The following is an 8,725-nucleotide window of genomic DNA, read 5'->3' as shown; positions in this document are numbered from 1 at the left end:
GTGCGTCAGTTCCACAGAGTGGAAAGGCTGGCGGACAGATGGCACATACCTATACATACGATGCCCTCTACCGTCTTGTCAGTGCAACAGGTACATATACTGGTGCTGACAACAAGACCGCAAGTTATACTCTTGCGATGGGTTACGACAATATGCACCGTATCACATCAAAGCGTCAGATTCTCACGCAGAACAATGTACAGTTCAACGGCACATTGAATGCAGGTTATGATTTGTCGTACAATTATGGAACTGACACAGGCAAGAAATTCCAGCTTGCCAATGTGAAGGATGTGAATTATCGCACGGAAGAGACACCTTCAGAAAGCGAGAATGTGAACAACAATCATGCCTATGAGTATGATGCCAACGGAAACCTCATTTATGTCAACACAAGCCGTACCAAGAAGGATGGCGTGGCTGACGAGAAGACCACGGAACGCAAACTCAAGTGGGATGAAGAGAACCGCCTCCTTGCTTCTGATGACAACGGCTTTGTTACCAACTATTGGTATGATGCTGACGGTGAGCGTACGGTGAAGACATCAGGTGAGAGTGACCAGGTTTATGTGAACTCTGAGTTTGCAGGAGGTCGCACGAACACCGCCAAGTTCTCACTCTATGTATCACCTTATCTCGTTGCTAACCAAGGCGGACGCTATACAAAGCATATCTATATAGGTAGTCAGCGTGTCGTTTCCAAGATTGGAGACTTCGACTCTTACGGCTCAGACCCACGCCGCATCCAGTATGCAGGTAGTGAGACAGATGGCTTGTCTGTTGATTATAAAGCTAAATATACCGGGCAGTTGCAGGCTATCAAGGATAATTATGCAACCTTTGCAGTGCCGTACAATGGCGAGGACAACAACGACTATGTGGACGGCAAGGGCTTCTGCTGCAATGACGGCAGCTTGGAGGCTGCGCAGGCACGTGTAATGGCAAGAGCAATGATGAACAATTTCCAAGAGGGCGATGCATACGAGAAGATGCAGTTCTACTACCACCCAGACCATTTGGGTAGCAGTAGTTACATCACCAACCTTGATGGCGAGGTGGTGCAGCATATTGAATATGTTCCTTTCGGTGAAGTGTTCGTTGAGGAGCGCAATAACATTTGGAATACGCCTTATCTTTTCAATGCGAAGGAATTCGATGAGGAGACAGGATTGTACTACTTTGGAGCGAGGTATTATGACCCGAGGTTGAGTTTGTGGATTTCTACGGATGCATTAAAGGAAAAAACTCCAAATGTATCACCGTATATTTATACAGATAACAATCCCATCATATATATAGATCCTGATGGAAATTTCAGATGGAAAGCTTTAGCTGAAGCCTCGCGTAAATGGTACAATCTATGGCACAAGAACAAAGCTTCTGAAGTAATTGAGAACAGAGATACAAAGAATCCCAGTCTTAGATATTCTTATCAGGTATGTTCTTATGAAAATGGTGAATTTGTTGTAACTCTTCATTACAAAGTCGGTAAAGAATTTGTCAATGCAGCCCAGAATGTCGGAGATGCTGCTGCTATAGCTGGCTATGCATTAACACTGTCTGTTGCTGGTGCTGAAGTTGGTGTACCTTTGGCTGGTATTGGAAACACAATTTCTGGTGCTGCAGGTATTACAGGAATGCTCATTGATGCAGTAAATGGTGATTGGGCTGATGTGCTTAAGAGTGGTGTTTTTGTACTTATTGACAAAGCAACAGGAAAATTATTTCATAAATATTTGCCTAGTCATGACAAAAAAATCGGTGAAGAAGGTTTTGACTTAGGAACTGAAATATTAGATCAAAATCGCCAACTTAAAATCTCTGGAGCAGAAAAAATCACCGATAAGGTAATAGAAGAAAAGGACTCTAAAAATAATAATACAAAAGATAATAAATAATGGATACGATACCTCTATGGTGCATAATATTTATTAATTGCATAACGCTCTTGAGTAGTGTATGGATACTTATATATTTATACAGAAATAGGAGTAAAAAAAGTTTTTCCACATATATATATGGAATAGCTTCATTGATAGGACTGTTCTTAGGTGTGATAAGTTTTTTTTATTACATCTGTCATGCATTTTGTGCAATATTATTTGGTATAGAAATATTTATTGATACATATATGGAACAGAAAAAGAGTCCTGTTAATAGGACTTATTTCAAAATAACAATTCCTCATCCTTCAGTTCTTAAGGGCTACTATGGCGGTATTGGTTTTATATTCTATGGGATAATGGTGATATTATATTACATGATATAATGCATGTTTTAAAGTAAACAGTTGAGCAGAAGGGGATACAGAAATTACAGATATCTTCCTTCTGCTCCATAAATAAAAGACTCGTTTATCACATAAATACGATTCAAAAATCTGATGTTTTTTAGCATAATGCTATAAAAAGAAATCGTTTGAGTTGTTATAAGATAGCAAACCTGATTATGAAATATTGAAAGTCTTACGGCTATGACTACGTGAACCGTATCGGCTATGACAAATTCGAGCAGCGCACCAACCTGAAGTACTGCAACGGTGCGGAGACTTTCTACACCTACGACCCACAGCGTCGCAGATTGCAGAATCTCACCGTGAACAGTGGTGGCAATACCACCATGGACAATGCCTACACTTACGATGCGGTGAGCAATGTGCTCAGCGTGGTAAACGGTGCGTCAGTTCCACAGAGTGGAAAGGCTGGCAGACAGATGGCTCATGCCTATACATACGATGCACTCTATCGTCTTGTCAGCGCAACTGGCACTTATACAGGTGCGGACAACAAGACCGCAAGCTACACTCTTGCAATGGGCTATGACAATATGCACCGCATCACCTCTAAGCGTCAAATCCTCACGCAAAACAACGTGCAGTTTGACGGCACTTTGAATGCAGGCTATGACCTTACTTATACATACGGCACAGACACTGGAAAGAAGTTCCAACTCGCCAACGTTAAGGATGTGAACTATCGTACAGAGGAGACTCCATCTGAGAGCGAGAATGTGAACAACAGCCATGCTTACGAGTATGATGCCAACGGCAACCTTGTTTATGTCAACACAAGCCGCACAAAAAGGACGGAATTGCTGACGAGAAAGCCGCAGAGCGCAAGCTGAAATGGGATGAGGAGAACAGACTCCTTGCTTCTGATGATAACGGTTTCGTAACCAATTATTGGTATGACGCAGACGGAGAGCGCACGGTGAAGACATCGGGCGAGAGTAACCAAGTCTATGTAAACTCCGAGTTTGCTGGTGGTCGCACAAATACAGCCAAGTTCTCTCTTTACGTTAGTCCATATTTGGTTGCCAACCAAGGCGGACGCTATACCAAGCACATCTATATTGGTAGCCAGCGTGTAGTCAGCAAGATTGGAAACTTTGACTCTTACGGTTCAGACCCACGCCGCATCCAGTATGCAGGTAGCGAGACTGATGGACTTTCTGTTGACTATAAGGTTAAATATGCTGAGCAGTTGCAGGTTATCAAGGATAATCATGCAACCTTTGCAGTGCCGTACAATGGCGAGGACAACAACGACTATGTGGACGGCAAGGGCTTCTACGGCAATGCCGTCATAATAGGCGAACGTGAAGACATCGCTTCCGCTGCCGTCTGCATCCCAGAATATGTTTCAGAAAACGGTCTTTCCTCTGGCAATGTCCGGTTTGGAGCATCTGACATTGCTATTACAGCCTGTGTCAAATTCACCTTCTCCGCTTGGGTCAATAAGCATGATGGTACGCTTGCGGCTGTAATCGGCAAACTCCTTGCTTGGCATGAGGTCGTAACTGAGTTCTGCAAAGCTACCAATATCGCCGATGCCTCCTGTACGCAATCCATATAAATCCAACGACACATCCGAAGTTTCGGTTCTGAAGATGCCCATGCTTGCATCCGTTGAATTTGATTCGGGAATGGTGATGCTTCTTGTGGCACTTCCGATGCCGTCAATGCGCAGATATATTACTTTACCTTCTTTGCGTATGGAGATGTCTGTTCCGTCAACATCTGTTGCTGTGGTTGCTTTTGAAACAACTCCGTCAGTGATGGCATACACATTGCCATCGTTGCCAAACCTAAATTCGTATTTACAGGTGTTTCCGCCATTGCCAGCAAAGCCCATGTCCAAGGTCGGATGGCTTGTCGGACAAGTAAACTCAAACGCTCCGCCACCTTCTGCAAAGGCTGGAGTTACGGCGTATGCACCAGATGCAGCCGCTTCTTGTGTTAGGTTGTCGATAAAGCCGTTCTTGAACACTTCAAGTCCTTCTCCTATCCATCGTGTCATTGTGCTGTCTGGTGAGGAAGGCACATTAGTCTTAATCATCCACTTGCGCTTCAAAACATGCCACAGAGAATCGGTAGGAGATGTGTATGTCGCAAGCGATGCGTTATCGTCACCCCAGAATGTATATCCCTCGTCCGGAATTGCGCTTCCTGCCTCACGTCCCATCACAAGCAGACGGGAAGCGGATGAAGGGTTGTAAGGATTGGAGTCATAATAGGTTCCATTGTCCTTCAATGCCGAATACATGTGACTTTCCTCATACGAGGTTGTCGAGAGAGGTTGAATGAGACTGCCCGCTGCAACTGTGCCGAAAGCGATAACACGGTGGTGGTAGGCTTCATTCTCCGCAATGTCCCATAGCAGGTTACCCTCACTATCAAGGTACGAGCCTTTCAAGGTGATTCCATACTTGACTGCCATCAACTCCGCCTGGCGTTTGGGCTGAGGTGCCAAGAGAGACACCCAACAACAATAACAAGGTGAGTTTTCTCATTTTGTAGTCAATTTGTAGATTTTAAGCTAAACACAATGCGAATAGACTCTGCCACAAGGGAGAGAATGACGAGAGGAAAAGGTCTGTCAAGAAAAGAGAAACAATAGTCGTTTTTTCATGAAGTCCCATAACTAATGTGGAAAGTCAATAGACAATACCACCCAAAAAACGACACAAAAATACAAAATTGACACGAAATTTATGTAAAATATTTATAAAATCTCATAAATATACTAAATATTATATCTTTTTTTCTACATAAAAAGCTATTTTACAGAAAACTTTTCTTATTTTATAAATATTTTATGTATTTTTGTAAAATTGAATTAGTATCTTATTGTAAAATTGTGGTATGAAAAAAATATTGATTATTATAGCGGTATTATTATTTTTACAAGCCAGTGCTCAAGGGTATCGCAGTTGTGAAGATAAGCAGTTGCTTGTATCAAAATTAAGCCATATCTGTAAATATCCTATAAAGCTTCAAGCCAGTAACCAAGAGGCAATTGTTGCTATTGAATATAAAACAGATAACAAGGGAAATGTTGTCAAAAGAAAAGTTGTGGATTGCAACAATAAAAAATTCAAGAGTGCAACATTGGAGGCTTTTGATAAAGTAAAGAATATCCGAATTAATAAACTTCAACAAACAGACACCATTTATTTTCAGTATAAAATACAAGGTTCACTGACCCCGATCCATCCTCTTACAGATGTTGAAATTATTGGTTATGGAAGTTATGACATACCTATATTGATGAAATAGTTTAAGTATTTTTATAAATAATCAAAGAGTCCTGGATATTTTTATAACATCCATGACTCTTTGGTTTAAAATATATAGAGTTTCAACTGCATCTTTCTAAGCTATACATCTTACTTTTTTGTAATAATTCTAGGATCATATATTTCAGTAAAAGCCGCCTTGTTATTTTCGCCACCAAGAACAGGATCATAATATATGAATTTCCCCGCATCTGCATCAACTCCCAATAAAACAACGGCATGACTTCTATCACTCCCCAATCTACAGCAAGCTATTTTACCATTGGCTATTTCGTTTATCAGGTAAGCTTGGCTATAAGGATATGTAGCCGTAAACCAATTGTTTAATGCAGCATCCCAATCAGACGTATTTAAGGCTATTCCTGTGATGTTGCCATTTCTGTCTCTTTGAACCTTGTCTCCGAAATATCTCACAATTTCATTCTTTGAGATGTTCTCGTTAAAATGATTTCCACAATATTGTATCGCACCGATAACACATTCTCCATTTAATACTTCTCGAGTTGCTCGTGTTGTATTGAAAAGAGACTGAATAGGCTTGTCTTTATACATTTCATAAAGACATTGCAACTTTTGTTCTGTCTGTTGCTCCATTGAAGTTTTGCTATACATCACTTCTTCTGGCGAATCATTTTGGCAACTCACAACAGAAAATAGTAAGCATGCAAAAACTGTGATTTTTAATAATCTTTTAAGTTTCATATACACCATATTATATTAATTACTAAATCTGCTCGCAAAAATATAGCAAATCCTTGATAAAAATATATTTTATGTAAGATTTTTCTGAGGAAAAGCTAATTTTTAACGCAATAATACGATATAAGTTATGTATATGTAACTATATTCTGATATTAATTCAAAAATGAAGTCCATTTTATTTTTTCAAGATATATAATTTAGAGTCTCTTGCTTTTGGCTCATTCCCAAACGAATCTATCAGAATAATACCGCTGTCATTCTTCACCTTATAAAATATGTTGTCACCACTTGCCGGATGTTCAAGCATCAAAATACTGCCGTCAATTACTTTGAAGATGCCATTCAACACTTCACAACTATCCGATTCGTTTGCAGATTTCCGCTTCAAACGATAGGTGCCATCTGCATTTAGCGTGAGTATTGTTTCAACATTAGGAGGCAATACACCGCAATATGTTCCTGCAATGGAATCCAAGTCAACACTGTTTTCTAAGACTGCCGTATATTCTTCGACTTTTACAGGATCAATATCGGCATCATTTTGTTTCGTTTCACATAAGATATAAGATGCAACAAGTGAGATAACCAAAACTGCTATAATTATCAATTTCCTCTTTATAGCTACCATAAAAGAAAAAGTGTCCGCAATGTCAAGCAAGTGGCATCACGGACACGAATGAACAGTTGAGAGTTAATGAAAAGTCAGTATTCTGCTATGTTGCTGATGCATGGACAAGCCCTTGCGCTATCGAAAACGATGCGAATGCCGTTGGTCTTAAACTTGTCGAAACGAAGGATGCGCTTGTACCCGATGGTCGTTGTCTATTATTTCTGATTAATTTTCTTTGTAATTTCATTCGCCTCTTTAAATAGGTTATTGGCAATGCTATCTTTAATTGCTGCCATCTGTATCATTTCGTTATGGTAGCGAATTGAGTCCTCGTAAATATTTACACGAGTTCTCACATTCTCAATAACTTCTTTATTTGGGCATACGGAAAAGTTCTTTTCGATGTATCGAACATTGGGGTCGTCAGATGGAAGAACCATCTTCAATGCCCGATATTTCAAGTCAGCCACCTCCCAAGCTTGATGCTCTCGCCATTGGGTTAGATTGCCCCAAATGGAGATAACAAGGGATAGAGCCAAGGCTGCAATGAAAAGAAGAACATACTTTGAAGTTGGTTCTAAGCGGTGGGTGACAACCTTCTTTTGAGGTGTGTAACCTATTGCGTGAAGTTTGTCCTGCACAACTTTTGATGTGGCATTCAGTTCTTGTTTCACCATATTAATGGTATCAAACAAGAGTTTACTTCGCTGTTCCTCTTTGCTTACTTCTTTCTTGGTAAGGTCGATATAGACGCATATCGCCTCTCTTAATTTTGCTAAATTGCCAATAGTTTCCTCTTCTCTTGCGAATACAGAAAGGATGGCTTTTTCAAGTTTGCTTGTGTCAACACTTGCAGGGCTGAGAACTGTTTCCGCTCCTGCGTTCTTTGTGGAGTCAGAAAGTTCATCGACTTTCTGCTCCAATCTCTCAACTGTGCCGTAGATGGCTTCCAATAGTTCTTCTTTCATTGTATATTACTTTTGTTGTTTGAATGGTTTGTAACTTGCATCAAAAGCTAAAGCCCTTTCTGCGTTTCTTCTTTTTCTTCTTGGATGATTCGTCCTCTGGGAAAGACTCAAAGGTCTGAGCGTTGGCAGAAGCAAAAAGTCCAATGGAAGAAATGCCGTCCCAAGGGTCTTGGCTGCTATCCGACATGGATGGCTCATGGTTGCTCTTATGATAGCCTTGCTCGTATTGCAGAGTAGAGTTGGATTTTGGTGATACATGGTTCTCCATTCCCTCAAACCTTGCATTCAGCTTGCCAAAGCTATAGCCTCGGCTAATCTGCGTACCCTTGAAGCTATATCCGTCTTTACAGAATCGGATACCTTGCACCTTGGTTTGCTCCTTGTCCTTATAGACAAACTCCAAGAGAACACCTCGCTTTGCAAGTTCATTCTTGAACTTCTGCCAACTATCAGCGCCTTTCAAGGCATCCTTGACGGCATTGTGAATCTCGTATTTGGCACGCTCAGCATTGCGTAACTTGCGAGTATTAGTATTGCTCTTGTCCGTTCCGTAGGTCAGTCCATACTTGGATTTTAGAGCCTTGGTCACCTGCTCATTACGCCTGTAATCATTCCTGTCTGATAAGAGTTTGCTCTCATTGTTGATGCGGTTATACACGATATGACAATGTGGATTGTCCGTATTGTGATGCCTTACGATGATGAATTGGGTATCTATTATCCCCATCATCTGCATGTATTCAATGGCTATTTTAGTCATGAAATCATCCGTCAAACGTGGCTTATCCTCGGGCTTGAAGCTCAAAGCTATGTGCCCCACAGGCTTCTTAATCCTAGGATTTAGCTGTCTTTGCAGCTCAAAACTTTG

At 40.9% G+C, this 8,725-nt stretch carries 7 protein-coding genes and 1 pseudogene; 3 read left to right on the top strand and 5 right to left on the bottom strand.

What is annotated here, in order from left to right:
* Together HMPREF0673_RS14875 and HMPREF0673_RS14525 are read left to right on the top strand one after the other, a co-directional pair.
* Positions 1-1,898: RHS repeat domain-containing protein (locus tag HMPREF0673_RS14875; RefSeq protein ID WP_007900080.1), on the top strand; the 1,898-nt coding region annotated here is incomplete at its 5' end.
* Positions 1,899-2,619: 721 nt separating this feature from the next.
* Positions 2,620-3,578: pseudogene (locus tag HMPREF0673_RS14525) on the top strand (hypothetical protein); the annotation flags it as partial.
* A gap of 63 nt (positions 3,579-3,641) precedes the next feature.
* On the opposite strand, the gene HMPREF0673_RS07025 reads toward HMPREF0673_RS14525, so the two are convergent.
* Positions 3,642-4,718 (bottom strand): hypothetical protein, encoded by a 1,077-nt coding sequence (locus HMPREF0673_RS07025; protein ID WP_007900073.1) that lies wholly within the window; start codon positions 4,716-4,718, stop codon positions 3,642-3,644.
* 425 nt (positions 4,719-5,143) lie between these two features.
* Between HMPREF0673_RS07025 and HMPREF0673_RS07020 the strand changes: the two genes are divergently transcribed.
* The gene (locus HMPREF0673_RS07020) at positions 5,144-5,557 is read left to right on the top strand and encodes a hypothetical protein (protein WP_007900069.1); all 414 of its coding nucleotides are present in this window, start codon (positions 5,144-5,146) and stop codon (positions 5,555-5,557) included.
* 110 nt (positions 5,558-5,667) lie between these two features.
* On the opposite strand, the gene HMPREF0673_RS07015 is transcribed toward HMPREF0673_RS07020, so the two are convergent.
* The 4 genes from HMPREF0673_RS07015 to HMPREF0673_RS07000 all read right to left on the bottom strand — a co-directional run.
* On the bottom strand, positions 5,668-6,279 hold the full coding sequence (locus tag HMPREF0673_RS07015; RefSeq protein ID WP_228115526.1) for a hypothetical protein: 612 nt from the start codon (positions 6,277-6,279) through the stop codon (positions 5,668-5,670).
* Between the two features lie 175 nt (positions 6,280-6,454).
* On the bottom strand, positions 6,455-6,907 hold the full coding sequence (locus HMPREF0673_RS07010; RefSeq protein ID WP_007900060.1) for a copper resistance protein NlpE N-terminal domain-containing protein: 453 nt from the start codon (positions 6,905-6,907) through the stop codon (positions 6,455-6,457).
* A 197-nt stretch (positions 6,908-7,104) separates the two neighbouring features.
* The gene (locus HMPREF0673_RS07005; protein WP_007900057.1) at positions 7,105-7,857 is read right to left on the bottom strand and encodes a hypothetical protein; all 753 of its coding nucleotides are present in this window, start codon (positions 7,855-7,857) and stop codon (positions 7,105-7,107) included.
* 40 nt (positions 7,858-7,897) lie between these two features.
* Positions 7,898-8,725, bottom strand: an 828-nt coding sequence (locus HMPREF0673_RS07000) for a relaxase/mobilization nuclease domain-containing protein (RefSeq protein ID WP_007900055.1), incomplete at its 5' end; no start/stop codon positions are given.

Origin of the sequence: Leyella stercorea DSM 18206, assembly GCF_000235885.1 — a bacterium.
GTDB classification, from domain to species: domain Bacteria; phylum Bacteroidota; class Bacteroidia; order Bacteroidales; family Bacteroidaceae; genus Prevotella; species Prevotella stercorea.
Note: the sequence above shows the minus strand (reverse complement) of the source record. Positions and strands in the feature narration are given on the sequence as shown.

Excerpts from the sequence above, each read along its gene's own strand:
- HMPREF0673_RS07015 (WP_228115526.1), bottom strand. The coding sequence starts at position 6,279 with ATGAAACTTAAAAGATTATTAAAAATCACAGTTTTTGCATGCTTACTA.
- HMPREF0673_RS07010 (WP_007900060.1), bottom strand. The coding sequence starts at position 6,907 with ATGGTAGCTATAAAGAGGAAATTGATAATTATAGCAGTTTTGGTTATC.
- HMPREF0673_RS07020 (WP_007900069.1), top strand. The coding sequence starts at position 5,144 with ATGAAAAAAATATTGATTATTATAGCGGTATTATTATTTTTACAAGCC.
- HMPREF0673_RS07005 (WP_007900057.1), bottom strand. The coding sequence starts at position 7,857 with ATGAAAGAAGAACTATTGGAAGCCATCTACGGCACAGTTGAGAGATTG.
- HMPREF0673_RS07025 (WP_007900073.1), bottom strand. The coding sequence starts at position 4,718 with ATGGCAGTCAAGTATGGAATCACCTTGAAAGGCTCGTACCTTGATAGT.